The sequence below is a fragment of the Pseudomonas sp. G3-19 genome (assembly GCF_054855875.1).
Window position 1 is genome coordinate 984,913 of sequence record NZ_JBMPIQ010000003.1, and the last position, 25,944, is coordinate 1,010,856.

A 25,944-nucleotide genomic window follows, 5' to 3' on the forward strand; every position below is an offset into this window, starting at 1 on the left:
GTTCAACCGAGCCAGCCCAGGGTCAGCATCGCCACCACGGCGTAACGCGCAGCTTTGGCCAGCGTGACGATCAGCAGAAAGCGCCCGAGCGGCTCGCGCATGACGCCGGCGATCAGGGTCAGCGGATCACCGATCACCGGCAGCCAACTCAGTAGCAGCGACCAGTGACCATAGCGCTCGTAGTGTTTGCGCGCGGTGGCCATGTGGTTGGGGCTGACGGGGAACCAGCGTCGATCCTGAAAGCGTTCGAGGCCGCGCCCCAGCCACCAGTTGACCAGCGAACCGAGGACGTTGCCCAGCGTCGCTACGCCCAGCAGGCCCCAGAGCCAGTAACGGTCGCTGGCAATCAGCCCGACCAGCAGCGCTTCGGATTGCAGCGGCAACAGCGTCGCAGCGCCGAACGCCGCCGCGAACAGCCCGACGTAACCGGCAGCCATCAGTGGGCCGGGTAGTCTGCCACCACCACATCCGTGCCGTCCTTTTTCAGGCCGATCACTTGATAGGCATCGCTCATGCCGTCCATTTCCATGCCCGGTGACCCCATGGGCATGCCCGGCGCGGCCACGCCCAGCAGATCGTCACGCTTGCTCAGGGCCAGCACCTGTTCAGCCGGCACGTGGCCTTCGACGAACTTGCCGTTGATCAGCGCGGTATGGCACGAGCCCAGGCGCGGTGGCACGCCGTGTTGCTGCTTGAAGCTGCTCATGTCGCTTTCGACATGGTCTTCGACTTTGAAGCCGTTGGCTTCGAGGTGACTGATCCATTTTTTGCAGCAGCCGCAATTGGCGTCGCGGTGCACTTCGATCGGGATCAGCTCGGCGGCCTGGGCCAGGGAGGACAGGAGCAGGGCGCTGAGGGCGGCCAGTCGCAGGGAGGTTCGCATGGTGGGCTCTCGACAAGGATGACGGTCAAAAAGGAAAGTATTTTGACCGGATTATCCTGCCGGGCATCAACGGAGTGTTTCAAGTTGATACAAGACAGGCTGGCAGGATGATCATGGATCAAGCCTGACAGCCTGCTGAGCGGGAGATTACAAATCTGTCAGGCTCAACGAACCTTGAACCGCCCCATGATCGCGCTCACCCGGTTGTTGGCTTCCAGCAACTGGCGGGTGTTGAGTTCGCTGGCCTGGCCGCTGTGCACCAGTTCTTCGACCATGTGGCGGATCTGCACCATGCTGCGGTTGATCTCTTCGGTGACCGCACTCTGCTGTTCGGCAGCGGTGGCGATCTGGGTGCTGAGGCTGTTGATGTGGCTGACCGAGCCGGCCATTTCATCCAGACCGGAGTTGACCCGCGCCGTGGCGTCGGCGGCGGACTGGCAGCTGGCCTGAGTGTTTTCCATGGCGCTGACCGACGAGCTCACGCCTTGGGTCAGGCGGGTCAACATCTCGTTGATTTCCGAAGTGCTGGCCTGGGTGCGAGCGGCGAGGGCGCGGACTTCGTCGGCGACCACGGCAAAGCCGCGACCCTGTTCACCGGCCCGGGCGGCTTCGATGGCGGCGTTGAGCGCCAGCAGGTTGGTCTGCCCGGCGATTGCGCCGATCACCCCGAGAATCTCGGTGATGCGCTGCGCGTCCTGCTGCATGCTCTCGACTTTCTGGGTGGCGCTGGCCACTTCGTCGATCAAGGCCACCACGCTGTTGGTGGCTTCACCAACCACCACCCGTGAGCGATCGGCGTTTTCGTTGGCGCGCTGGGTGAACGCAGCGGTTTCTGCGGCGTTCTGCGCGACGCTTTCGGCCGTCGAGCTCATTTCGGTGATGGCGGTAACGGTCTGATCGGTTTCCGAAGCATGGCGCAGCAGAATCTGGCTGGTGTTGGCCGACGTACGCTGCAGGTCATCGAGGCTCGAGGCCATGGCGCCGGTGGCCTGCGTCACTTCACCGATCATGTTCTGCAGGTAGGCAATGAAGGTGTTGACCGAGTGGCCGATGGCGCCCAGTTCGTCTTCGGCACGGATGGTGATGCGCCGGGTCAGGTCGGCATCGCCGCTGGACAGCAAGTCGATGTTGGCTTTCAGCGCTTTCATCCGCGACACCAGTTGGCGGATCGCATACACCTGCAACAGCACCAGCAGGATCACCAGTGGAATCTGCAGCAGGCTCAGGCTGCTGAGCACGTCGTCACGCTGGGCGGTGAGCATTTTCGTTGGCAGGGCGGTGGCCAGGAACCACGGCGTGCCTTCGATCGGGCGCATGAAGAAAGTGCTGGCTTCGCCGTTGTTGTCGAACTCGACGCGTTGCGCCTGATCGCGGTTCTGCAGGCCGGCCTTGACCTGACTGGCGAAGGTCGAACCGGCGGCCAGTTCGCTGATGTTCTTCAGCACGATCGGGCCGCTGATGCGCGAGCTGTTGCTGATGATCTTGCCGTCGGCCTCGACGATCAGCATTTCGGCGTTGAGGTCTTTTTCCTTGCGCGCCACCAGATCGTTGAAGAAGCCCAGCGTCACGTCGATGGTCGACACGCCCCACGCTGCACCGTTTTTCTGGATCGCCATGGCGCAGTTGGTGCGCGGCTCGGCACTCGCGTCATCTTTATAGGCAGCGGCCCAGGCGCACTGGCCGCGCGGGGTCTGCATGCCGCCCTTGTACCAGCTCTGGTCGTAATAGTTGGGCGCCGCGTCGCTGTTCCAGAAGGTATTCACCGCCAGTTTGCCCGAGGCGTCGCGGTGCCAGAACGTGCTGAACTTGTTGCGCCCGGCCTCACGCTGACCCGGCAGTGGCCAGATCCCGCCACCGAAGACTTTCAGTTCGCCGTACTGATCCACCAGGCCCGGCAACACTGTGTCGATGGCCGCGCTGTCGAGCAGGGGAATGGTCTGGGTGATGCTGCGCTGTTGCGCCTGGACTTTGTTCAGTTCGCCCTGAATCTGTTCGGCGACTTCGGCAATCCGGTTGAGCACCACCTGTTCTTCGGTATGCCGCAGCTTGGGGGCAACCAATTGGCTGATACCGACCACGGTCAGCACCGACAGCAGCAGGATGAACAGAACCAGAAATAACGTGTAGCGAGCCTGAATGGTGCGGAATGCGGGCATGGATACCGGTCCTTGAGCTGCGATTCTTATTGTGGGTCGAGGAAAAACGGCGGGGTCACACCAGCGTATCGTCGGCGAACGGGGAAGCTTTAAGTACTTTGGTGCAAGAAAGTGTCGGGCTGACGGAAGGGGCGTGTCGACTCCGATACAAATGGATCGACCCTCTCGTCAGCCAACGCAAAAAAAGCTTCGCGAGCAATCGTCAAACTGCCATGAAACCGCGACACCGTGAGCTTCTGGTAATTTGTATCGAGAATGTACAAAAATTGTAAGCGGCTGCACTAAAAGGGTTGGTGCCACCAGTTCGCCGGTAGATACTTCCCGGCATTCAAGTAGTCCAGCAAGGGCATTTCATGGTTATTTCACAGGGAGTCTTCTCATGACGATCGGCATTGTCGGCGGCTGGGAGAGCAAGGCAGGGGTGCTGGTTCGCAATACAGGCGCGAAGAAAGAGGTCAAACAAAGCCTCAAGGTGCAGCAGATGCTCGCCAAGGTCGGCACCAATCCTAACGCGCTGAACACAGCCGAAATGGACAAGCAGGGCCTGCGCAAGAACATCAAGGGGTTCGATCCGGCGAATGTCTCGGTCAAGCAACTGAGCAATCTGAGTGTTTTTCTGCGTGAACGCGGGCTGATTTCCGACATCACCTCCTTTACATTGCTCAATGCCGGCGACAAGTTCGACCGTTTCGGCGTGACCAAAGACCCTGATGCAAAATTCAATGCGCTGGAGTATTTCGCCACCCAGCTCGACGCCATTCAGAACAATGGCCTCAATGGCAATGCCTACGGCAAGAACCTGATCCCCGAATACAAAAAGGCGATCTACGTGCTGCAGAACCTGAAAACCTACGGTGAAGGCAACGCGGCGAAACCGGTGGATCAAGGCGTCAAGTCCAAGGCCTGAGCCGGTCACCCACGGCCCACCCATTGATTGGGTGGGCCGTTTTCGTTTTTAGTCCTGATACCTTTCGCCGGCCTGCTGCGCCTGATCCTGCAGGTGCTGCATGTGTGGACAGTGCAGGCTCAGCGTGGAGGCCTGGTAGCCACGATGAAACAGGGCCAGCCAGCCGTCGCTGTGGTCATCGGGGACAATCCCGGTGAAAGCGAAACCGGCATCGGCCAGTTTGCGCAGCGCGCTGGAAAACCCTTGGGCGAGTCTGAGTCTGATCGAAATCAGCCAGTGCGCCGGCAGTTGTCCCAATTGCTCGAGCAGGTTGTCATCGAGGGCCTTGAGCAGCAGGTCGTAGCGCCCGGATACGTGATCGAAGCGGATCTTCGGGCCTTTCCATGGCACGGTATGGTCGGTGGTACCAAACACCGCCTCCAGACGCGACATCAGCTCGCGGCAATCCTGCGGCCAGGCCAGCGCCGGCAGCGGGCGCCGATAACCGTCGATGCTGCAGTGACCCACAACAATCGTCTCCCGCCCGGTTCCACCGAACGGCGAAGGCGCGTAATCGGGCAACAGACCACAGCTGTGAAACCCCAGGCCGGCGGCCATGCGCTGCGTATACGGGTGATGCGTGACCTGCTTGATCGTCACGCCTCGGCAATCCAGCGCCTGGGCATGAATCAGCAACTGCTGGCCCAACTGGGTGGCGATGTTTTGCCCGCGAGTGTCCGGGTGCACCACGGTCAGTGCCAGCTCCGCCAGTGCGGTTCGGCCAGATTGGCGAAACAACGTGGCATGCCCGCAGATATGCTCGTTTACCACCGCCACCAGCGAGTGCCAGCGACCGACACTGTGGTTCTGGCTGATCATCCAGGGCAAATACACGTGGGGTTGAGGATAATGAACGCCGTAGATTTCTTCGAACAGGCGGCTGACTGCCGGCGCATCGGCGACGCGATAGCGGCGGATGGTTGTCGTGTCCATCACGCTTGCCCCTGCTGCGGATGGTCATAAAGCCGTCGATCCACGACCCGCTGATGTTTGCCGGAGCGTGGATGACAGGTCAGTTCATCGTTCGCACAGGCGATCACGTTCAGCTCCAGCAATTGATCGGACTGCAGTTTCTCGATCAGCGGGTATTGGTTGATCAGCGCACGGCGCAGGGTTGAGCTTGCCTGGCTGATGTCAGCCGTTCGCGTGCAGGGTACCCACTTGAGGCTCAGCAGATCTTTGCTTGCTCGCTGTTCGATGAGCAGTTGCCAGCCATCGCTGGCGGCGATCTTGCGCACCAGCTCGCCGATGTCACCGGTATCCAGACTCAACACGCTCACCCGCACGCGCTGGCTGTTCATGCTGCGGCCCATCAGGGCGAACTTGCGCATCGGCGTCCCTCCCGGTTCACGCCAGCAGGCGAGGTCGCCGACCGGATAGCGGATCACCGGCATCAGGCGCCGGGTGAGATTGGTCAGGACCAGCCTGCCGTTACGGTTGCACTCTTCGATGACGGCACCGCTCACCTCATCGATGATCTCCAGCACGCTGTGCCGCTCCAGCATCCGGTGTTCGCCCAAGCTGCAATCGCGGGTGCTGACGCCGATCAGTCCGGCATCGACACTGGCGTAGCCGATAGAGGCAATGCGTGCGTTCGGGAACACCCGCTGGAGCGTTTGCAGTTGGGCGGCGAACAGGCTTTCGCCGCCGTAGAGCAGGGTTTCGACGCCCTCCAGGATCCGTGACTGGCGCTCAAGCCAGGCGGCGAATTTGAGCATTTGCGCCGGCAGACCGGCCAGCACATTGATCCGGTACGCAACGATCGACTCGGCCAGTACGGCGCTGTCGACGGCCCCGGTGAAGGGAAATTCGCTGACGGGAGTCTGGACATGTGCCAGCGCGTCGTGAAGAAAAATGAAGCTGGCATACAGGTCGCCGACGAAGAACAGATTGGCGACCCGGTCGCCGGGGTTCAGTTGCGCCGTGAGTTGGCTGCCGAAATCGCGCACCAGGGTTTGCCATTCTGCGCGGGCAAACAGCGAGAGTTTTCCTGAGCCGGTGGTGCCCCCGGTCTTGAAGACCATCGCGTCTTCCAGCGGGCCTGACAACACTGGCCATTGGTGCGGATGCTGACTGTCACGCCAGTATTGTTCAGGGTCGATCAGGGGCAGTTCAGTCAAAGCGCTGATGGGTGCCGCGACATGTTTGAAGTGTTCGCGGCAATAGGCCGAATGTTGGCGGGTGTAACCGAGCAAATTGTTCAATTCAACGATCGTGTTCATGATTTTTTCTTGTATGAAGTGGCGATGGGCCGCGTGCAGATAGCTGCTGTCAGCGGCGCGTATCAATCAGTAGGGGAGTTTTGCCGCTGTGCCGGTTTCGGGCGAACTGCTCGACGGCACATTGCTCGACGTCCAGCGTGAGCAAACCGGTCTGCACCAGCGTGGTCAGCGTCGAATAATTCTGCAGTCGGCGGTGGGCCTCGGCCGGTTCCTGAGGGCAGCACAGGCGCATGCGTTCCAGGCCGTCAGGGCCGTGATCGAGGACCAGTTGAAACGGCATCTGAAGGTGCTGCTCCAGGATCGCCAGCGAAATAAAATCGGTGCCGATGCGCAGCAGGTTGCCGTGGCGTTGCAGCAGTTCGAAGCGTGGCGAAGTCAGACCGCAGGCACACGGGCCGGGTAACCAGTGTCCGCTGTCGCCAATGTCATAGCGCTGCACGGACTGACCCTGACGCTCGCGGGAGGTCACCAGCAGACGACCGGATTCGCCGTCACCGACCGGCACGTCATGCTCGAAATCGACAATTTCCAGGTGCTGGATGTCGCTCATCAGATGGAAAACGCCATCTGCCGTGGCCCGGCAGGCATGGCCCAGGGGACCGGCATCGACGCTGCCGTAAATCGCCGAGCGGATCAGGCTGACGCCGCAACTTTGCAAGAGCTCGCGGGTTTGCTCACTCAGGTGTTCGCCACCGAGAAAGACCTTGGCGACGCCACCGTAGCGCCGCAGTATTTGTTGTTCGTTGATAAACAATCGGTGCAGGGTGCCGGGCATGCCGATCAGCACGGTGATCCGTTGAGCCTCGATCATCTGCGCGATCTCGCGGTAATCGTCGTCCGCCGGGGCGCCCATCGGCCAGTGCCGGGCCTGCAGTTGTTCCAGTACTTTGGCAAAACTGGAAAAGCCGCCGTACAGTCCGCCGCTGAAAAACAGGTTCATGACCCTGTCCTGCGCCGGGTCCAGTCCGGCCGCGAGCAAGCCATCAGCGGCCGCCTGCATCTGGCGCTGGAAGTCGTGGTAACTGAAGCCGGAAAGCACAGGTGCGCCACTGCTGCCGCCGGAGCGAAAGAACAGCTGCGCCGCTGAATCCGGCGGCTGGCGGACGAACTGTCCCTTGTCCATGATCGCCAGTCCGGTCAGTGGTGGTGGGGCAGGCAGCTGATCAAGCGTGGAATGGCCGGTCAGCACGTTCGCCGGCAGACTGACCGATACGCGTCGACTCAGGCGCTGCAGCGCATAAACACCGTCGTGGGGTTCGCCGGCGTAGCCATCGTGAATAGTCTCGATCGGGGTAATGCGCGTCACACCGGCGGCAATCAGCGTTTGCGCCAGTTCAGCGATCTGCGCCTCGGGGCAAAGCAAGGCGCAGCTCTGCAGCACGTTGCGCCAGGGCAGCAACGTGGCGCTGAGCCGCTCGCGGGGCAGGGGTTTGAGCAACAGGCTGCGAAACAGCGCAGAAGGTTCGAGCTGGCGATCATGGCTCCAGATCACCCGCCAGCCCGACGCACTCCAGACCCGGCCGGTCTGCCCGGCAAAACTCTGGGCCAGCCGGGCCATTGCCGTGCAGGTGGTGATTTGCGAAGCCTCTTCAAGCGTCGGTGCAAGGGCCGACCATTGTCCGGCACGGCGTTCGAACGCGGCGGCCAGTTGCTCCCCGATATCGTTCAGTACGCGCGCGTCGTCGCTGTCCACCAGCAACCACTGCGGGCTGGAGCAGGCTTGCTGATCGAGGCGGCAGACTTCATCGACAATCGCATCGAGGACGGCGGGCGATGCGGCGTCCGGGGTCAGGTAGGCGAAGCTGATGCGGTGCCCCCAGTCGATCCAGCGACAGCCTGGCGGGATCTGCTGGCGGATGGCTTGCAGCGCGGTTTCGCCACCCCACGCCGCGACACCGTTGGCGTGCCTGCACAACTGGCCGATTTGTTCGGTGCGGGTCGGCAGCACCGCCACGTAACCATTGAGTTGTCCGCTTGCATCGCAGGCAACCAACGCCTGAAGCAGGCGCGCGGTGAAGCCAGCGTCACTGCTGCTGGGACGCAGCCAGTTGACGTTGCCGCTCAGCAGACTTTCGATCACCGCACAGAACGCCAGCAGCGGCGCGTTGGCCGGAGTGATATGCACCACCAGGCCCAGCGGACTCCAGCGCTCGAAGCGTGACTGTCGATAGTCGATGCGACGCAGCGAATCGGGGCGCAAGCCCAGCTCACGATCCAGCTTGGCTTGCAGGGCGGCAGGCTGGCAGAAATCGATCAGTGCTTCGCGCTGACCGGGAGCCAGTGGCAGTTCCGTTTTTTCTTGTTGCAGACGTTCGGCGAAGGCCTTGGCAGTGGCGAGCAGCGTGCTGGTTTGCAGTGGAAGCTGCAGCCTTCGTGGCAACTCCCGCTGAAGTTGGTGCAAGGCGCTGTCGAGGCTGCACTCGGTGTGCAACTGACCGTTGATCAGGTACATATCAGTGCCTCCCCAGCAGTTCGGACGCGGCCATGGCACAGCTCCTCGCGGCCGTGGTGCCGGCGCGGCCGTGCAACTGGAACCAGTCGCTGGCCAGACCGCAGGCACAACGGGTGCCCGGATGCAGCGTGGCCAGATCGCTCATGACCACGGCATGGGCCGGGCTTGAGGAAATGTAGGGCGAGACCAGACTCAGCAGGCCGCGCTGGCCATAGGGCAAGACCGAAAAATCCACCGGGCAGCGTACGTACACTTTCGCGTAGACCGGTACGTGAAAGTGATGGTGGGCGCATTCGACGTAAGGCACCGCGTGTTCGACGGCGCCGTAACCGTCGCGACAGTCTTGGGTCGCGATGCCCAGTTGTTGCTGGATCCGTGCATACAAGGCTTGTCTGGGGACTTCTTCGGCGGCGCGGGTTTTCCAGCCGCCGCCGAAAAATGCCAGCGATCCAGCTGGCAGTTGCAGGTCCGCCACGCCGGTGGCGCGCATGCGTTGCAGGGTTTCCCAGAGAAAGGCGGGAAAGCCGAAGATGCGCACCGGCAGACCTTCTTCGGCAAAGGCCTGCAAGGCGCTGATCACGCCGAACAGATCAAACTGGTGGCCGTCACCAGTGCGACGCAGGGCGTAAACCACCCGATTGGCGGGAGCAAAACTGCACAGGAACTGATCGGTGAAGGATGTGCCCAAGGTGTTTTTCTGCTCCGGCTCATAGCCGAGCAACAGGTAGTTGCACGGCGCATGCGGGGCAATCCAGCCATATTGGACGAAAATCCGTTCGACCATGTACTGCGCGGCGCCGAGGCTGCGCGCGTCGTAGCGCATGCGGCTCTTCTGCCCGCTGGTGCCGGAGGAAGTCAGTTCCAGGGCGTCTTCGCCCGTCGGACTGAGCAGCATCTGTTGCTTGAAAAAACTGGCGAAAATCGGTGGCAATTGCGACCAGTCGTCGAGCTCGTCCAGGTCATCGACAGCGATTGCATGGGCGTTCAACCAGTGGCCATAACCGGGCGTATGGCGAGCGTGAAACCGGGTGATTTCGCGCATGGCCAGATTGAACAGCCCTTTGGGGACGGCCTCCTGGCAATAGGGCTGCGGCAATGCGCAAAGCGCATCGCTGTGGGGGAACAGAGTCATCGAATATCCTTATTGATGTGTGGTGGGCGCGGCGGGTGCCGCAGAAGGCGGTAGAGCAGGGGCAGGCACAGCAGGCCGCCGAGGCCGGCGAGCAGGGAAAAGGATTGCAGGTTCGAGCCACCGCCGATGATGGCGATGAGCGAGCCGCCGCTGCCCATTACGGCAATCGACAGCATGCCGATCATGGCCGACACCAGCCCCTTGCCCGCATCGCTGGAGAACAGCGCGAGGCGGTACAGCGCGGCGTTGCTCATACCAAGCCCCAGTGCATACACGGCCAGTGCGCAAACGGCCAATGGCAGCGCAGCCGAACTCAGGGCAGCAGCGATCAGCCCCAGCAGTCCGAGGCAAAACGGCCACAGGGCCAGACCGATCACCTGGGCGAGCGTGTGCCCGACGAGCAATCGATCCAGTAGTAAATTACCGAGGATCACCGCCGCAAACACCGGGATCTGCCACAGGCCATATACCAGCGCAGACAGCTCAAGGCGTTGCATGAGCAGCACCGGCGCCAGTCCGATCCAGGCAATCAGCGGCAGGCTCATCAGGCCCAGTGTCAGACTGGCGCCGATGAATCGGCGGTTGCGCAGCAGCGCGAGGTAACCCAGGCCGATCTGCCTGAGCGAAAACGCCGCTGGAGCCTGTCGCTGGCCGTCACGGCGCACGACGTCGATCGTTTCCGGCATCCAGGCAAACAGAGCGAGCCAGACAACCACACTCGTTGCCGTCAGCCCCAGAAACATCTGTCGCCAGCTCAGCCATTCCAGCAGCAGGCTGCCGAGTAAAGGGCCGAGCAGCGGCGACAGCAGCGCCACGTTGCCCAGTAATGCCATGAGGCGCACGGCATCGGCCTCGCAGAACACTTCCTGCAGGGTCGGGTAGCTGACGGCGACCACAAAGCCCAGGCCCATGCCCTGGATCAGGCGCAACGCATTAAAGGCTTCAATGCGCTGCGTTATGACTGCGGCGCTGCACGCCAGGCCGAACAGCGCACAACCGAGCAACAGCAAGCGACGCCGGCCGTAGCGGTCGGAAAGGGGGCCGATCAGCCATTGCAGGCACACGCCACCAATCAGATACAGGTTGAAGGCGTTGGCTACATGCCGGGTATTGGCGTTGAACTCGCCGGTCACCGTCAACATGGCCGGCATGATCATGTCGCTGGCCATATAGGTGAGCAGTTCAAAAGCGGTAATGGCCAGGCAGAATCCGATAATCTGCACGGGCGCCATTACGATCAAGGTTCTCTGCATAAACATCCCTGTTTCAGTAAGCGAGAAAAGTTCGCAGAGACTAGAGGCAGAGTTGTCGCGGCAGCCAATCCTTTGCTGCGACATGAAATTTCAAATACTTACAGCGTATTTACTGCCCCCCGCAGGCTGATCGAAAAGGCATTTGCGAGGCACAGGCGCGCCAACAAAAATGCCCGCTGGCGGGCGGGCATGGTTGGCATTGAAAAGGCTGGTGAGGTATCCCGACCGGTATTTCAGGCGCACCGGCGGGCGAACGATCCTGTTTTATCGATGGTAATAACCGGGGCCTTCCTGATAACGATGGTGGCCATCATGCCAGCCGCCGTGGGGGAAAATGATGCAGCCGCTCAAGGTCAGAACGGCAAGGACAGGAATCAGCCAGGTGATTCGACGGAACATTTCAAAGATCCTCATGGTTACGCCGGCATGAAGCCAAAACTCTTCATCGGCTGTAACATGAGACCGCGTTCAGCCAGGCCCATCCCCGCAACACGGTATGTGCATGGCATGCAACCGGATACAAACCGGATACATTTGAAAGTTTCAGGAACCTGCAATGACCCAGAAGCAACGTTTGAAATACTCGATCCTGATCGCCCTGTCGGTGTTGGCGATCATGCTCGGCCTGTCCTGGCTGCAAAATGCCGGGATGATCAGTCAGAAGATGTTCCAGTACATCGCCATGGGTGTGGCGGTGGTCGTGGTGGTGATCAACGGGGTGATGCGCCGCAAGGTCAAGCCCTGACGGCGATCGCGGGACGCTTCAATCGTGATTGAGCACTGCAGCAGCCTGTGGATGCAGGCTGTAACTCTTGTCCGGGTTGAAGGTGACCACCCCTTCGGCGCATAGACGCTTCAACACTTCGCGCACGCTGAGAAAGGACAACGGAATATCCAGGTCCAGCAGTTGACTGTGCACGCCGCGCACGCCCAGGCGTCGATCACTTTGTGCGGCGACCAGCAGGGCGTCGATGACTTTCAGACGAATCAGGCTGGTGCGCAGGCCGAAGCTTTTCAGCAACAGACGAATACGCTCATTGCCCTGACGCTCGGGGCTGGGGGCGAAGCTGCTCGCGCGGGAACTCATGGAAGCTCCTTGTGACGCCTGGCTACCATCCATTGGTAGTTGCGAGTTGTACATGGGGTTACTCCTTTTCAGAGCCCGATCAGGAAACGTTTTGACTGCTCTCAGTAAACAAGACGTTTCAGCACGACAAATCATGAAAGGAAATATGTAGAAATTTTGTCGGTTATTCGTTGTTTTCCCGTAATCAGTGAATTTCACCTTCCTCAATCGGGCTAAATTTTTTTTCTCGCATTCGTTTCCTGAACAGCCGTCTTGCGCCCCAGGCGCATGAATCAATTTCAGAGTGGATCCGGCGCAAGCGCCGATCCTTGTCTTGTCGTTCAGGAGCGAGTGTGATTATTTCCCGACAGTTAACCGGACTGGCCCTCGCCGGTGTGTTTCTCGGACTCAGTCTGTCCGCCCATGCGTTCAGTCCCGCTGCACAAGCCAGTGCCGATATCCGCCGCACCTCCTTTGGCGTGCCGCACATCCGCGCGGAAAATGAACGCGGACTGGGTTTCGGCATTGGTTACGCCTACGCGCAGGACAACCTGTGCCTGCTGGCCAACGAGATCGTCACGGTCAATGGCCAGCGCTCGCGTTATTTCGGGCCGGAGCAGTTCACCGTCGAACAACGCGAGAATCGCGTCAGCGACCTGTTCTTCACCTGGCTCAACACTCCCGCAGCGGTGAAAGCCTTCTGGGACGCGCAACCGGCGCAGGTGCACGATCTGGTGGAAGGTTATGCCGCGGGCTATAACCGTTATCTCGCCGAACGCCGCCAGCAGGGTCTCCCGCAACAGTGCCAGGGTGAGTGGGTGCGTGATATCAGCGCCGAAGATCTGGTCAAACTCACTCGGCGCCTGCTGGTCGAGGGCGGGGTCGGACAGTTCGCCGAAGCCCTGGCTGGCGCGACGCCGCCGCAGGCCACGGCGCAGCTCGGCAGCGATGCCCGGGCCTATCAGTTGGCGGACGCGCGCCTGCAGCGCTTCGCTCTGGATCGCGGCAGCAATGCCGTGGCGGTCGGCAGCGAACGCTCGTTCAACGGACGCGGCATGCTGCTGGCCAACCCGCATTTTCCATGGGTTGGCGGCATGCGCTTTTACCAGATGCACCTGACCATTCCGGGCAAACTCGACGTCATGGGTGCAGCCTTGCCGGGGTTGCCGATGATCAACATCGGTTTCAACCAGCATCTGGCCTGGACCCACACGGTGGATTCATCCAAACATTTCACCCTGTATCGTCTGCAACTCGACCCGAAAGACCCGACCCGCTACCTGCTCGACGGCAAGTCGCTGCCGTTGAACAAGCAGACGGTCACTGTGCAGGTCAAACAGGCGGACGGTCAGGTGGTGCCGGTCTCGCGCGATGTCTACAGCTCGCAGTTCGGCCCGATCGTGCAATGGCCGGGCAAACTCGACTGGGATCATCAGTACGCCTACAGCCTGCGCGACGCCAACCTGGACAATGATCGCGTGCTGACGCAGTGGTACGCGATGAACCAGGCGTCGAGCCTCAAGGCTCTGCAGGATTCGGTGCACAAGCTTCAGGGCATCCCCTGGGTCAACACCCTGGCCGTGGATGACAAGGGGCAGACGCTGTACATGAACCTGTCGGTGGTGCCGAACGTCAGCGCCGACAAACTGGCCAAGTGCAGCGACCCGCGCATCGGCTTGCAGATGATCGTGCTCGACGGTTCCAACAGCGCTTGCGCCTGGGATATCGATCCGCAAGCTGCGCAGAAGGGTATCTATGCCGCCAGCCAGCTGCCGCAACTGTTGCGCAAGGACTTCGTCCAGCATTCCAACGATTCCGCGTGGCTGGCGAACCCGGCACAACCGCTGACCGGGTTCTCGCCGCTGATCAGTCAGGACGGCCAGCCGCTGGGCCTGCGATCAAGATTTGCGCTGGAGCGCCTGAACACACTCGGCAAAAAAGGGCCGCTGGCGGTGAAGGATCTGCAACAGATGGTGATGGACGACAACGTCTATCTGGCGACTCAGGTGCTGCCTGATCTGCTGAAGTTCTGCGCTGCGGATCTGGGTGCGGACGCGGCCGCGTTGAAGCCGGTTTGTGCCAGTCTCAAGGGTTGGGATGGCCGGGCGAATCTGGATTCGGGCATTGGTCTGGTGCATTTCCAGAACATCATGCAGGCGCTGCAAGCGTCGCCGGATGTCTGGCGTGTGCCGTTCGATCCAAAAGACCCGCAACACACGCCACGCGGGTTGGCGATCGAGCAACCGGCCGTGAGCAAGGCACTGCGTGAAGCGCTGCTGGCGTCGGCTGCCACTGCGCAGAAAATGGGTCTCAAGCCTGAAACCCGCTGGGGCGATATTCAGGTGGCGAGCAGCGGCGCTCAACAAACCGCAATTCACGGCGGGCCGGGAACGCTGGGGATCTACAACGCGATCCAGAGCGTGCCGCGTGAAGACGGCAAACTCGAAGTGGTCAGCGGCACCAGCTACCTGCAAGTGGTGACCTTTGACGACAAAGGCCCGCACGCTCAAGGGCTGCTGGCGTTCTCGCTGTCCAGTGACCCTGAGTCGAAATATTCCCGGGATCAGACCGAGGCGTTTTCGAAAAAGCAGTGGAGCGTGTTGCCGTTCACTGAGCAGCAGATCGCTGCCGATCCGCAGTATCAGGTGCAAACGGTTCGCGAGGTGGCGGGCAAGGGCACCGAGGTGGTTGCGCAGTAAGTCAGGCTGAACGAAAAAGCCGCTGCTCCTTGACGGGAACAGCGGCTTTTTTGTGCCCTGAGTCAGCCATGGCCGACGGGAACCGCTTTCAGGTTTTTGGTGGCTGCCGCGGCATCGAGTTGATCACCGGATCACCCTCGGTATTGCGCGTAAGGTAGACCGGCAGCACCTTGGGCAGGGTGTTGACGAGGCCGCCGAGCTCTTTGATGTTGTAGACGCCGCCGACGCGGATCGCGCCGGTGTTGGCGTCGGCCAGTTTCAGCGGTTTGCTCAGGTAGCGATTGATCAGCGGCAAGGCTTCGTTCAGCGCCAGGTTGTCGAGCACCAGTTTGCCGCTGCGCCAGGCCAGGGCGTTATCGTTGGCGTAGGTCTGGCTGATCTGTGGCGTGTAGTCGCCATGCCGGTACTGCGCCTGCATGGCCGGCCCCAGGCGCAGACCGTCGCCGGGCAGGGCGGCGTTGCTGGTTACCAGAACCGAGCCTTCGATCAGGTTGACCCGCACCTGATCTTCGTAGAGCCAGACATTGAAGCGGGTGCCGGTCACGCGGATCTTGCCTTCGCCGGCCCTGACCACGAACGGGTGGGAGAGGTCATGGCTGACTTCGAAAAACGCCTCGCCTTTTTTCAGGGTGACCCGCCGTTCATCCTTGTAATTGCTGAAGGTCAACTCAGTATTGAGGTTGAGCTCGACCTGACTGCCATCCTTCAAGGTGACCTGACGGACATTGTCGGTGGCTGCGAAATGCTGATAGCTGTTGGGCAACCAGCCCAGATTCCAGCCACCGTACGCCGCCAGTGGCAAGGCCAGGGCGCAGACGCTCGCGGCAATTGCGTAGCGCCGCCAGGCGGGCAGTGGTTTATTCAGCGGCACACTCGGCGGCGTCTGCGGACGTGGCAAGTGTTCGGCAACGTCCCAGATCTCCAGCATCGCTTCGTATTCGAATGCATGCAGCGGATGCGCATCGCGCCATTGCTCGAAAGCCAGACGCTCCTCGGCGGAGCAGTCTACGGCGTGCAGACGCATGCACCAGTGCGCGGCGGCATCGGTGATCGCATCGTATTCGGCTTCCGAGAGGGATTCTTGGGTCATTGACTCGTCCTGATTTGCTGCATTCTAACCTTGCGGGCGTTGCGCCGAGAACATCCGTCATGGCAATTGCCCATCAAAGTGGAACTTATTTTTCCGTCAGACGCCCAAAAACAGGACATCAGAGGAACATCATCCACAAATGGAGTGAAAAAATGATCAAAAAAACCTTAGCCGCTGCAATCGCCACCGCCGCTTTGTTCAGCGCCGGTGCCGCCATGGCTGATCGTCCCGGTGCGGGCTGGGTCACCATCGAAAAGGCTATCGAGATCGTGAAAACCAAGGCCGGTTACGTCGAAGTCTATGAAATCGAGGCCGACAATGACGGCTACTGGAAAGGCGAGGGCCGCAAGGCCGACGGTTCGGTGTATGAATTCCGCATCGATGGCGCCTCGGGCAATGTATTGCGTGACCAGAAAGACTGAGTTCACCCAGCGATGAACCATGCGCAGGCCAACCGCCTGCGCATTTTTTTTATCTCAGTTGAGCCCTCCGTGAGGTTGGGTTACCGGATCCAGCTGGCGGCCCATTTCGCAAATCAGAAAGGCGATCGAATCGGCATTGCGCAATATGGTGTCGATGCGTGGATGCGGGTTGGTCGGGCTGAGAAATGCCGTTCGCGCGTCCTCGAGATTCCTCGTCCCCGTGGTCTTGAGAACTTCCCTGCGCACATGTTCCATGCCCTCAAACTCGTCGATATCGAGCCACTCCTGAAGGTTGTCGCTCCAGCGCGAAAACAGCTCTTCACGGCGCGTGGACAGTGACAGTGCTTCGCGCTGAAATCGTGTCTGTACCTGTTTGCGGGCAGCTCCGTAACCGGTCACCGTAGCAATCAGATCAGCAAACGGGCGCCGCGCTTCCAGGGAGGCAATGTCGACGGTCTTGCTGAATTGATGGGAAAACTCGTGGATCAGCGTCGCTGCCCGTGCATGCCCGTCAACATTGAACGGTTCGGTCAGGCCTGTGTTGTACCAATCCAGCCCTTGATTGAAGAACTTTTCGGTGAAATGGACTTTCTTGAGTAAATCGCCACCCAGCACAAAGGCGATTACACCCGAGCTGCTGTGTCTGTTCGAGCCGACCACAAAGCGACTGGTGTTCAACAGGTCTTCTGTTGGATCGACCAAGGCATCACAGATCGGCACGATGGCCTGCTTCAGCTTGTCGAGAATGTCGGCATCAATCCGTTGCACGTCAAAAAAAGACTTGAGAAAAGTATCGAGGCGGGTGCCCGGCACATAGTTTCTCAGTTGCGCAAGATTGTGCAGGCTGTTGAACGCGTAATGCCGGGCCAGATCAATTGCCTCGATCAACATGCGGGCTTTCTCCGGATGGCGGGCGCGGATTTCTTCCATGCCTTGCGCTTCGATATTCAGCATGTACCGCGCCTGGCGATGGGTGGCGTAATGGTTGAGCATCGTCGACATGGCCTTGCCGAAATGCACGGTATGGCGATCCGGGTCCAGCACCAGTTGCCGGGAAGCGGTGTGTTGCAACACCGGGCCTGGCTGCTCGGCGCCTTTGATCTGCCAGACGGCTCCCGGCCGCTCCACGGGATAGACTTTGCCGGCGATAGGGGCGTAAGTCGCTTTGGTTGTCAGATCCTGATACGTGCCCTCGGCAGCATCGTGAGTCAGATCCTTCAGGGCGATAGTCGGAGCTTCGAATGTCTGCAGCGAGGTGCGCAGCGGATCGGTCGGCTTTGTCTGCGCAAGGATGGGAGCGCTCAGCGTGGTTGGCTGCGGTGGTTGCGGCGCTGCCACGGCTTGAGATTCCAGACGTGACTCCAGCGCCAGTCGCCCGAGACTGATCATCTGCGCTGCGCCGGCGACAAAGGTTTGCAGCGCACGTTTCCAGTGGTGATCCTGCAACGCTTCGGCCGAGTCCAGAAAATCCTGGTAGCTTTGCCAGAGAAACTGCACATAGGCGAGCTTGCCCGGCAGCAGGCCCCGGATCCGCTGGAAGCCTGAACTGAACAGGTGCTTCGCGGCGTCCCAATCCGCCTGCGCCGATGGCAGCGAATGGCTGCTCAGCAAGTGCGGCAACAAGGCCAGATTGTCGTCGAACAACTGCAGCAGCAAGTTGCCGTCGACCGGGGTAGTGGCCAGGGTCATCTCGCTCGTCTGGCCGCTGCTCGCCTTGAACAACGCGCTGAAGATCGAACGTTGACTTTCCGGCAAGCGGCGCAGCAGCAAATCCTGCAGTGAGCCCGGCGTCTTCAGCGCGGCGATCACTGCCGCCTCGTCCTCGAACTCACTGAATGCGTGCTCTCCATGGTAGGGCGCATAAAGCACCTGAGGGCCGGGTTTTCCCGCAGGGCCGATCAAGTACAGCCCCAGCGCCTTGATCGCTGAGGCTTCGGCGGTCTTGATCAGCGCTAACGGCCGGACAATCGCATCGGCCCCTTGCACGGTCGCACGAGCGACGGCATCGGGCATGTCGAGCACCTGTGAAATCAAGTCGAAGGACTTCGGCGACAAGCGTTGTTGCAGTTGTAACTGGTGGGCATGTTGCAACAGTTGCCAGGGTAGTTGCTGGATGAAACGCAGCTTGCGTTGTTCGGCGTCGACGTCATTCGCGGACAACACCGTGGTGATTTTATTGGCGAATGTTGTCGCAACGTTCAAGGACAACAGCAGGCTCCTGACCGCTTGTTGGTCGAGTCCGGTCGGCAGCGCCCGGTCGGTGCTCGAGCTGAGGGAGAATGCAGTGTCCTGGGCAATATGCGCATGGTTCAAGGCGAAATCGGTCAGGCTCATTGCAGACCCAATCAGGCTCAGCGCGGGAGTGACGGTGATCTGTTCGGGGTCGAGATCCTGCCTGTGCAAGCGGGTGCTCAGCAGCGTCTTTAGGGTCTGCCGGATGTAATCACGCAAGGTTGGCAGCGCGTGGAGATAATCCTCGTCGTCGATGACGCTGTGCCGCCACTGTTCCAGCAGCTCCAGATGCAACTGCTGGTCTTCAAGCCTGGCCATTCCCAGCCAGGCAGGCAGTGAATGCTGTTTAGCGAGGGCCTGCGCCAGAGCGGTGGCACGTTGCAGGTTGGTCTCAACGACTTGCTCACTCAACGTTTTGAGAATCTGGGTTTCGCGCGGCTTTGGCCATTGGCGGCCCCGTACCTGTTCACAGCGCTGGAGAAAGTGTTCGATCGCTGATTCGGTGCGATCCTGCAGGACATTGCCGCTGATCAGCTGTAACCGTCCCAGTGTGTAGTGTTGATGGAACCTCTGGTGCAGGGGTGAAAGGTTTTCCAGCAGCGCCAGGCGTTTTTGCGGATCCAGCAGCCGCTGGCTCAAAACCTGTCTGGCGTGCTCGATCGAGCGGAAGACTTCCAGGCCCAGAGCCGGTGTCCACAAGATCGCGCGTCCGGAGTGCTGCGTATCGAGGCCACCGCGTTCCGTGAGCAGGACGCAGTTGGCCAACGGCAGCACTTCGCTCTCACCGGCGACCTGTAACGTCAATGACCAGGCATCCGGCCGAATCCCGTTGAGTGCCTTGCGGCGGCTGCGATCCGGGTGATCCGGATTGAACACGGTGTCGACCAGGGTTTGCGCATGACGGCTTAGCGTTCCGTCCAGGACTCTCAACCGTGCTTCGCCATTGATGCCGACAGACAGGGCGTGCGCCAGCTTCGCTACGATACCTTGCAGGTAGGTACGCTGCAGCGCTGTGACGGTCAACGGCTGAGCGGCGAAGTCTGCGGCGATGGTTGGCATGATGCTGGCGAACTTGCGCACTTCGGCTGCGGCGGTGTCCGCCAGCACCCTTGAAGGCAATGGGTTGCCGGTGAGCATCGGCCGGGTGCTCCAGCGCCCGCGAGCATCCAGGGTGACAAGGCGCTCGTGGAGCATCGAGCGGATGTCCAGGGCCTTATCGAACAGTGCGCGGATATCCACGACGCCGTCGCTGTGCCGGTACAACTGCAAGGCATAGTCGATGTTCTGTCGTTGCTTGGTGATGATCAATTCGAGCAGTACGCTGAACACGTCTCCGGCAATCGATTCACCGGAAACCTGCGGCCGATCAAAACCGAGAAAGCGCTGGCGCTCGTCGAGACTCAGCAGACCATAGAGTTCGTCTTCGTGCCCGGGGCTGGCGAACTTGCCGAGCAGCATGGATTTGAGATCTGCGTAGTCCTTGAGCACTTGCAAACCGTGAGTCGGGGTATACAGGCAGTTGTCGGAGTGGCTGATCATCAGCGCACCGGCCAGTTCCACGAAGTTTGCCTGGTGCTCCCATAAACGCACGGTTTCCACGGCCGCGCGAGGCGCCAGACTTTCGCTGAAACCCAGCGACGTCAGCAGGCTGTCGAATTGGCGCTGATCGATGATGCCAGCCTCGCGTTTGAACAAAAAGTCCGCCAGCGCCTGCTGCCGAATGATCTGCGCCAATACGTCGCGCCGCGAGGCCCCGTCAGCACTGAGCCCATTCCAGTAGCGCTCCATGTGCTGGTACAGCAACACCAGCAGTTTGCCTGAAGCCGTGGTGATGGCTGTTTCCCAGTGTTGCTGATCACTGGCCTGGAAAGTCCGGTCGGGGTGCGAAAACTCATGGGTCTGGCCAACCGGCCATCCGGAGTGGCGATAGTGCAACAGCAACGCATCGCCAAGCGACAGCGCTTCAACCCCGCGCCGTGAAGCAAGGTCTGCCGATGCCGGGCCGGTTGCGGTCGTGGTCGCGTACAGGTTCACGCGCGTGTGTGTCTGGTCGACGCCGCGCATCGTCGGCGTCAGAAGTTCGTCGGTAATGGTCTGAAGCAGGCTGCCAAGTTCGGGCAGTTGCATCAATTCATCAAGCATCGCTTGCGTGTTGAGCTGCTGGCAATGCTCGATGACGGCGTGTTGATCTTCGAAGATATCGCCTTCGACAAGCTGGTAGGTCACGCTGATGCCGTGCTGTTCTGCCAGTCGCTTGCGTTGGGAAAAGGCGAGGAATGCCAGCAGTCGGTCGTCCTCGCTGGCGCTGTTCAGATGCTGTTCCAGGTGCGCGGTCAGGGCGGTGAGGCTGGCATGTTTTTTCAGCCCGGCGAAAGGTGTGTACAACAGGATCCCGTGATCATCCGGGGTGGCACTGAGTATGAAACTGCCGGCCAGAGGCACCGCTGGCGCACTAGCGGTATTGAGCAGGATGCGCTGGGCAAGCATGGGCGGGGTCTGCTGACTGCGCAGTGCGTGGGTCGCCAGTTGCACGTGGCTCAACCATTGGAAGTCCGCGCTGGACAAGTGATGGAGATTGCCGAGTTCGCGCCACGATCCGGGGGAGTTGAGGATGGGCTGGAACAGCAGGGGAGGAATGGGAGCAGGCATCATCGGGTCTCGTTCAGGGCACCGTCCGGTGCACCGGTAAATTGAGACACGAGACTAAAGACCGGGCAGATAGCACGGGTGGTACATAGTTACCGCACCAGCGGCAGCGCAATGTGCTAGCCGCGACAAGCCGGCACCACAACGGTTGACAGCACCCGTACCGGGCGTGGTTAATCGCTGGGCAAGCTGTTCGTACGCTGTTGTTCCCTCCAATAATTAGTCTGGAGCTTCAGATGTCTGCGCCACACGATTCCGTGTCTTCCCCCGTTGCGTCCACACTCTCGCTCGAAGCGCTGACGCAATTGCTTGAAAAAATTTTCCTGCGCCACGGTACGTCGGCGTCCGTCGCCCGCACTCTGGCTGCCAACTGCGCCGGTGCCGAACGCGACGGTGCGCACAGTCATGGCGTGTTCCGTATCCCCGGATATGTTTCGACCCTAAATAGCGGTTGGGTCAATGGACAGGCTGTGCCGCAAGTCGAGGACGTAGCCTCGGGTTTCGTGCGAGTCGATGCCGGCAACGGTTTCGCCCAGCCAGCGCTGGCCGCTGCTCGTTCGTTGCTGGTGGAGAAGGCGCGTAACGCAGGAATTGCGGTGTTGGCAATTCGCAACTCGCATCATTTTGCGGCGCTGTGGCCGGACGTCGAGCCGTTTGCCGAAGACGGGCTGGTGGCGCTCAGCGTGGTCAACAGCATGACCTGCGTGGTGCCGCATGGCGCTGATCGGCCGCTGTTCGGCACCAACCCGATTGCCTTTGCCGCGCCGCGGGCCGGTGGTGCGCCGATTGTCTTTGATCTGGCGACCAGCGCCATTGCTCACGGTGATGTGCAGATCGCGGCGCGCAAGGGCGAACGTCTGCCCGCCGGAATGGGCGTGGATGGTCTTGGGCAGGCGACGCAGGATCCGAAAGCCATTCTTGAAGGCGGCGCACTGCTGCCGTTTGGCGGGCATAAGGGGTCGGCGCTGTCGATGATGGTCGAGCTGCTGGCGGCGGCGTTGACCGGGGGCAATTTCTCCTTCGAGTTCGACTGGTCGAACCATCCCGGGGCCAAGACCCCGTGGACCGGGCAGTTGCTGATCGTCATCGACCCAAGCAAATCCGCCGGGCAAAGTTTTGCCGAGCGCAGCGAAGAACTGGTGCGGCAGATGCATGGGGTGGGATTGAAGCGCTTGCCGGGTGATCGTCGGCATTTGCAGCGGGCCAGATCGCTGGCCGAGGGGATTGTGCTGGATGAGCAGACGCTGGCGCAGTTGCGCGAATTGGCCGGGGAATAATTGTCAGATAACCCATGTGGCGAGGGAGCTTGCTCCCGCCGGATTGCGGAGCGATCCCCTTTTATCTGCTTGAGAATAGGGGACTGCTGCGCAGTCCAGCGGGAGCAAGCTCCCTCGCCACATGTTTTTTGTCAGACGTCGATCAACGACGACCGAGCAACAAGCCCACCACCAGACCGAAACCGGCGGAAATCGCTACGGTCTGCCATGGATGGCCGCCAATGTAGCTCTCGGTGGCCTCGACCGCCGGTTTGGTGCGCTCACGCACGCTCGAAACAGAATCCAGCGCCTGTTGCAGTTTCAGGGCGATTTGTCCGCGCAGGGTCTCGGCTTCTTCGCCCACCAGTGAGGCGCTGCTCTTGAGCAGTTTGTCGGACTCTTCGATCAAAGCCTGAAGTTCGCTGAAGGCTTGATCCTTGATTTGGTCTTCGACGGCTTGCACGCGGGATTTGCGGGCCATTGGGTGACTCCTTGCAGATGGATGAACAGTGATCAATGGAGTGTGGCGCTGACTGAAAAGTTGCACTGATTTTAGGTGCGAAAGAAAAACCTGCGCGGGAGATTTCCCTCCAGCGTGTAAGATGTCGCCATTTTACGCAGCAGGTATTTCCCCATGAGTTTCAATCTGGCCGACAAATCCCTCGCCGAGCGCGCTGCGCTGGAAGACGAGAAATCCCGTCTGTTCGAACTCTGGCAGAACAATCTGGGCAAAGCCAAAGGCGAAGCCGCGCGGTTGTTCGGCGAACGCTCCAAGCGCAAGGGCAAATGGGCCGAGTGGGTGCGCGCCGAGCTGGATGGCATGTCCCCGCCGGAGTTCGCCAACATGGTGCGCAGTGAGGTCAATCGACTGATGGCAGCCAACAAGTAACACGCGCCTCAGTCCGCATTGAAACATCCGACAATCGCCTCACGCACCTTGATCACCACCGGATCGATCTGCGTGCTGGTGCGCCAGCCCAGTTCGATCGGGTAACGCGGCAGCGCCAGCGGGCAGGGCAGCAGCACCAGTCCGCTGAGCTCGGCAAGGGCCTGGGCGGCGTGGCTCGGGATGGTTGCCACCGCGCCGCTGCCCTTGAGCAGATGCGGCAGCGCGGCAAAGTGCGTGGTCGAGGCGCAGACCCGCCGGCTCAGGCCCAGCGCCGCCAGGCCTTCATCGGTGATGCCGATAAAGCCGCCCGAGGACACCAGAATGTGCTCGCGGGCGACGAACTCCGGCAAATCGATGTTCTGTTGGCCGGGCGCCAGACTGCCCGGATCGACCAGACACGCATAATCCCCTTCACCCAACACCTGACGACTGAGCAGACGCTCGGCGAACCCACCGGCGGTGATCGCCAGGTCGATGCTGCGCTCCATCAGGGCGCGGGCGACGATCTGGCTGTGGGTCTGGCGGAAGATCAGCCGCAGCTTGGGCGCGCTGCGAGCAATGGCTTCGATCAGGCGCCGGCCATAAGCGATTTCGAAATCATCCGACAGGCCCACGGTGACTGATCGGCCGTCATAGTGGTGGGCCGCCGGATCGACCATCGCCAGGCTCTGCCGACATTTGTTCAGCGCCTCGCTGACCACCGGTTTCAGTTGATTGGCCTTGAGCGTCGGCGCCAACCCGCGACCAGTGCGCACGAACAATTGATCGCCATACACCTCGCGTAACCGGCGCAACGCCGCGCTGACCGCCGATTGCGTCACGCCCAGACGCAGCGCCGCACGGCTGGCGCTGGACTCCTCATGCAGGGCTTCGAAGACTTTCAGCAGGTTGAGGTCGACGGTTGCGATATTCATTTGGCTCATATCATTCAGCAGTGAATCGGTGTTTATTCATGATCCCGCGCCGCCGCAGAATCGGCAACACTTGAACCCGATGGAGTGACCGCAATGCCCAAATCAATCGTCGCCGCCCTGCAGATCGGCGCCTTGCCCGGTGGCAAGGGTGAAACCCTGGAACAGATCCTCAGCTGGGAAGACGCGATCAGCGAGTCCGGCGCGGCACTGGTGGTGATGCCTGAAGCGTTGCTCGGGGGCTATCCGAAAGGTGAGGGCTTCGGCACGCAGTTGGGCTATCGCTTGCCCGAGGGGCGTGAGGCCTACGCCCGCTACTTCGCCAACGCCATTGACGTGCCAGGGGCAGAAACCGAGGCGCTGGCCGGTTTGGCGGCGCGCACCGGGGCCAATCTGGTGATCGGCGTGATCGAGCGTGCCGGCAGCACGTTGTATTGCACGGCGCTGTATTTCGATCCGCAGGCGGGGCTGGTGGCCAAGCATCGCAAACTGATGCCGACCGGCACCGAACGGCTGATCTGGGGCAAGGGCGACGGCTCGACGCTGCCGGTGCTCGACACTCAGGTCGGTAAACTCGGCGCGGTGGTGTGCTGGGAAAACATGATGCCGCTGCTGCGCACGGCGATGTACGCCAAGGGCATTGAAGTCTGGTGCGCGCCGACCGTGGACGAGCGCGAGATGTGGCAGGTCAGCATGCGTCACATCGCCCACGAGGGCCGCTGCTTTGTGGTCAGCGCCTGTCAGGTGCAGGCCTCGCCGAACGAGCTGGGCGTGGAGATTGCCAACTGGCCGGCGGATCGGCCGCTGATTGCCGGCGGCAGTGTGATTGTCGGGCCGATGGGCGATGTGCTGGCCGGGCCGTTGCGCGGGGAGGCCGGGTTGCTGACGGCTGAGATCGATACTGATGAGCTGGTGCGTGCGCGGTACGACTATGACGTGGTCGGCCACTATGCGCGGCCGGATGTGTTTGAGCTGAGTGTCGATGAGCGGGCCAAACCCGGCGTGCGCTTCACCGCATAACTTCCGCGCCGACACAAAACCTGTAGGAGTGAGCCTGCTCGCGATGGCGTCAGATCAGCCAACACCTTTATTGACTGACGTGACGCTATCGCGAGCAGGCTCACTCCTACAGGAGACTTGTGTGTTTAGTGGGTTACCACGTCGCAGCAGTGGCCTTCGGCAAACTCAGCTTGCCACTGTCGACAAATCGCATGGTGCCGAACACGCCGCCCGCGAGTTTGCCGCGCAGTACGTAGGGCAGGTTGTCGAGGGTTTGTGTCTGGCTCAAACCCAGAGTCTGGCGCAGTACCGAGAACGCGGAAACGCTGACCGGCACGCTGACCACGGTTTCCGAGAAGCGCGGGATCGAGCCGGTCTGATCGCTGACGCCCGAGGCCAGTGGTCGGCCATTGACCTCCAGATCCAGGGCGATGCCGTTGTAATCGATGGCCGTCTCATTGGGGTTCTGCACCCGCAACTTGATCGCGAAACGCACTTCCAGATCCTGGCTCGGCAACGGTTCGAGGCCGACCACGTTGATGTTCACCGGATCGCGGTTGGGAAACAGCGCGCAGGCGCTCAGGGACAACAGTAGCAGGGACAGGATGACGGCGTGGACGCGGCGCATAAACAGTCTCTCAACGAAAAAGGGCTGAACCGTTGCCGGCTCAGCCCTTTTTTCATGGCGCA

Annotated in this window: 22 protein-coding genes; 7 read left to right on the top strand and 15 right to left on the bottom strand. The window is 60.9% G+C overall.

The features are described from left to right. Positions 1 to 2: 2 nt before the first annotated feature. The 3 genes from ACOYXI_RS04545 to ACOYXI_RS04555 all read right to left on the bottom strand — a co-directional run bounded on the left by ACOYXI_RS04545 (position 3) and on the right by ACOYXI_RS04555 (position 3,039). Positions 3 to 437, bottom strand: coding sequence for a YqaA family protein (locus ACOYXI_RS04545; RefSeq protein WP_097089622.1), 435 nt, complete (start codon positions 435 to 437; stop codon positions 3 to 5). After that, complete coding sequence (locus ACOYXI_RS04550) at positions 437 to 883, bottom strand: DUF411 domain-containing protein (protein WP_047602252.1); 447 nt, start codon at positions 881 to 883, stop codon at positions 437 to 439. The genes ACOYXI_RS04545 and ACOYXI_RS04550 overlap by 1 nt, the downstream gene beginning before the upstream one ends. A 164-nt stretch (positions 884 to 1,047) precedes the next feature. Beyond that, on the bottom strand, positions 1,048 to 3,039 hold the full coding sequence (locus ACOYXI_RS04555; RefSeq protein WP_027612033.1) for a methyl-accepting chemotaxis protein: 1,992 nt from the start codon (positions 3,037 to 3,039) through the stop codon (positions 1,048 to 1,050). A 379-nt stretch (positions 3,040 to 3,418) separates the two neighbouring features. Here ACOYXI_RS04555 and ACOYXI_RS04560 point away from each other — a divergent pair, with 379 nt between their 5' ends. Further along, positions 3,419 to 3,946 carry a hypothetical protein gene (locus tag ACOYXI_RS04560; RefSeq protein WP_098963937.1) on the top strand — a complete coding sequence of 176 codons (528 nt, stop codon included), beginning with the start codon at positions 3,419 to 3,421 and terminating at the stop codon, positions 3,944 to 3,946. Between the two features lie 48 nt (positions 3,947 to 3,994). On the opposite strand, the gene ACOYXI_RS04565 is transcribed toward ACOYXI_RS04560, so the two are convergent. From ACOYXI_RS04565 to ACOYXI_RS04590, 6 genes are all read right to left on the bottom strand, one after another. Next, positions 3,995 to 4,918 (bottom strand): GNAT family N-acetyltransferase, encoded by a 924-nt coding sequence (locus ACOYXI_RS04565; RefSeq protein ID WP_139055882.1) that lies wholly within the window; start codon positions 4,916 to 4,918, stop codon positions 3,995 to 3,997. Next, a complete protein-coding gene (locus ACOYXI_RS04570; RefSeq protein WP_461674420.1) occupies positions 4,918 to 6,207 on the bottom strand; it encodes a phenylacetate--CoA ligase family protein in 1,290 nt (429 codons plus the stop codon). The genes ACOYXI_RS04565 and ACOYXI_RS04570 overlap by 1 nt, the downstream gene beginning before the upstream one ends. 49 nt (positions 6,208 to 6,256) lie before the next feature. Further along, positions 6,257 to 8,659 (bottom strand): aldehyde dehydrogenase family protein, encoded by a 2,403-nt coding sequence (locus ACOYXI_RS04575; RefSeq protein WP_461674421.1) that lies wholly within the window; start codon positions 8,657 to 8,659, stop codon positions 6,257 to 6,259. A 1-nt stretch (position 8,660) separates the two neighbouring features. Further along, complete coding sequence (locus ACOYXI_RS04580; protein ID WP_461674422.1) at positions 8,661 to 9,791, bottom strand: LuxE/PaaK family acyltransferase; 1,131 nt, start codon at positions 9,789 to 9,791, stop codon at positions 8,661 to 8,663. Continuing rightward, positions 9,788 to 11,044, bottom strand: a complete 1,257-nt coding sequence (locus ACOYXI_RS04585) for an MFS transporter (protein WP_461674423.1) — start codon at positions 11,042 to 11,044, stop codon at positions 9,788 to 9,790. The genes ACOYXI_RS04580 and ACOYXI_RS04585 overlap by 4 nt, the downstream gene beginning before the upstream one ends. A 264-nt stretch (positions 11,045 to 11,308) precedes the next feature. Continuing rightward, positions 11,309 to 11,443 (bottom strand): hypothetical protein, encoded by a 135-nt coding sequence (locus tag ACOYXI_RS04590; protein ID WP_256578470.1) that lies wholly within the window; start codon positions 11,441 to 11,443, stop codon positions 11,309 to 11,311. Positions 11,444 to 11,600: 157 nt separating this feature from the next. Between ACOYXI_RS04590 and ACOYXI_RS04595 the strand changes: the two genes are divergently transcribed. Continuing rightward, the gene (locus ACOYXI_RS04595; RefSeq protein ID WP_007961862.1) at positions 11,601 to 11,789 is read left to right on the top strand and encodes a hypothetical protein; all 189 of its coding nucleotides are present in this window, start codon (positions 11,601 to 11,603) and stop codon (positions 11,787 to 11,789) included. Positions 11,790 to 11,807: 18 nt separating this feature from the next. Here ACOYXI_RS04595 and ACOYXI_RS04600 read toward each other — a convergent pair whose 3' ends face one another. Then, positions 11,808 to 12,185 carry a fe2+ zn2+ uptake regulation protein gene (locus tag ACOYXI_RS04600; protein ID WP_027612026.1) on the bottom strand — a complete coding sequence of 126 codons (378 nt, stop codon included), beginning with the start codon at positions 12,183 to 12,185 and terminating at the stop codon, positions 11,808 to 11,810. A 278-nt stretch (positions 12,186 to 12,463) separates the two neighbouring features. Here ACOYXI_RS04600 and pvdQ point away from each other — a divergent pair, with 278 nt between their 5' ends. After that, positions 12,464 to 14,809, top strand: a complete 2,346-nt coding sequence (pvdQ, locus tag ACOYXI_RS04605) for a bifunctional acylase PvdQ (protein WP_461674424.1) — start codon at positions 12,464 to 12,466, stop codon at positions 14,807 to 14,809. Positions 14,810 to 14,897: 88 nt separating this feature from the next. Here the strand turns inward: pvdQ and ACOYXI_RS04610 are convergent, their stop codons facing one another. Continuing rightward, positions 14,898 to 15,899 (bottom strand): FecR family protein, encoded by a 1,002-nt coding sequence (locus tag ACOYXI_RS04610; RefSeq protein WP_461674425.1) that lies wholly within the window; start codon positions 15,897 to 15,899, stop codon positions 14,898 to 14,900. Positions 15,900 to 16,051: 152 nt separating this feature from the next. On the opposite strand from ACOYXI_RS04610, the gene ACOYXI_RS04615 reads away from it, so the two are divergent. Beyond that, on the top strand, positions 16,052 to 16,321 hold the full coding sequence (locus tag ACOYXI_RS04615) for a PepSY domain-containing protein (protein WP_007961867.1): 270 nt from the start codon (positions 16,052 to 16,054) through the stop codon (positions 16,319 to 16,321). Positions 16,322 to 16,375: 54 nt separating this feature from the next. Here ACOYXI_RS04615 and ACOYXI_RS04620 read toward each other — a convergent pair whose 3' ends face one another. Then, positions 16,376 to 21,202, bottom strand: coding sequence for a hypothetical protein (locus tag ACOYXI_RS04620; protein ID WP_461675545.1), 4,827 nt, complete (start codon positions 21,200 to 21,202; stop codon positions 16,376 to 16,378). 233 nt (positions 21,203 to 21,435) lie between these two features. On the opposite strand from ACOYXI_RS04620, the gene ACOYXI_RS04625 reads away from it, so the two are divergent. Continuing rightward, positions 21,436 to 22,476 (top strand): Ldh family oxidoreductase, encoded by a 1,041-nt coding sequence (locus ACOYXI_RS04625; RefSeq protein ID WP_098963945.1) that lies wholly within the window; start codon positions 21,436 to 21,438, stop codon positions 22,474 to 22,476. Between the two features lie 142 nt (positions 22,477 to 22,618). Here ACOYXI_RS04625 and ACOYXI_RS04630 read toward each other — a convergent pair whose 3' ends face one another. Beyond that, entirely contained in the window at positions 22,619 to 22,936 is a 318-nt protein-coding gene (locus tag ACOYXI_RS04630; RefSeq protein WP_007961870.1) for an ElaB/YgaM/YqjD family protein, read from the bottom strand. Between the two features lie 153 nt (positions 22,937 to 23,089). Here ACOYXI_RS04630 and ACOYXI_RS04635 point away from each other — a divergent pair, with 153 nt between their 5' ends. Beyond that, positions 23,090 to 23,344: a hypothetical protein gene (locus ACOYXI_RS04635; RefSeq protein WP_003224595.1), complete on the top strand. Its 255-nt coding sequence runs from the start codon at positions 23,090 to 23,092 to the stop codon at positions 23,342 to 23,344. Positions 23,345 to 23,352: 8 nt separating this feature from the next. On the opposite strand, the gene ACOYXI_RS04640 is transcribed toward ACOYXI_RS04635, so the two are convergent. Further along, positions 23,353 to 24,267: a LysR family transcriptional regulator gene (locus ACOYXI_RS04640; protein ID WP_461674426.1), complete on the bottom strand. Its 915-nt coding sequence runs from the start codon at positions 24,265 to 24,267 to the stop codon at positions 23,353 to 23,355. Positions 24,268 to 24,351: 84 nt separating this feature from the next. Between ACOYXI_RS04640 and ACOYXI_RS04645 the strand changes: the two genes are divergently transcribed. Further along, on the top strand, positions 24,352 to 25,275 hold the full coding sequence (locus ACOYXI_RS04645) for a carbon-nitrogen hydrolase family protein (protein WP_282412533.1): 924 nt from the start codon (positions 24,352 to 24,354) through the stop codon (positions 25,273 to 25,275). Between the two features lie 133 nt (positions 25,276 to 25,408). Here the strand turns inward: ACOYXI_RS04645 and ACOYXI_RS04650 are convergent, their stop codons facing one another. Beyond that, positions 25,409 to 25,882, bottom strand: a complete 474-nt coding sequence (locus ACOYXI_RS04650; protein WP_086791096.1) for an LEA/WHy family protein — start codon at positions 25,880 to 25,882, stop codon at positions 25,409 to 25,411. Positions 25,883 to 25,944 lie beyond the last annotated feature (62 nt).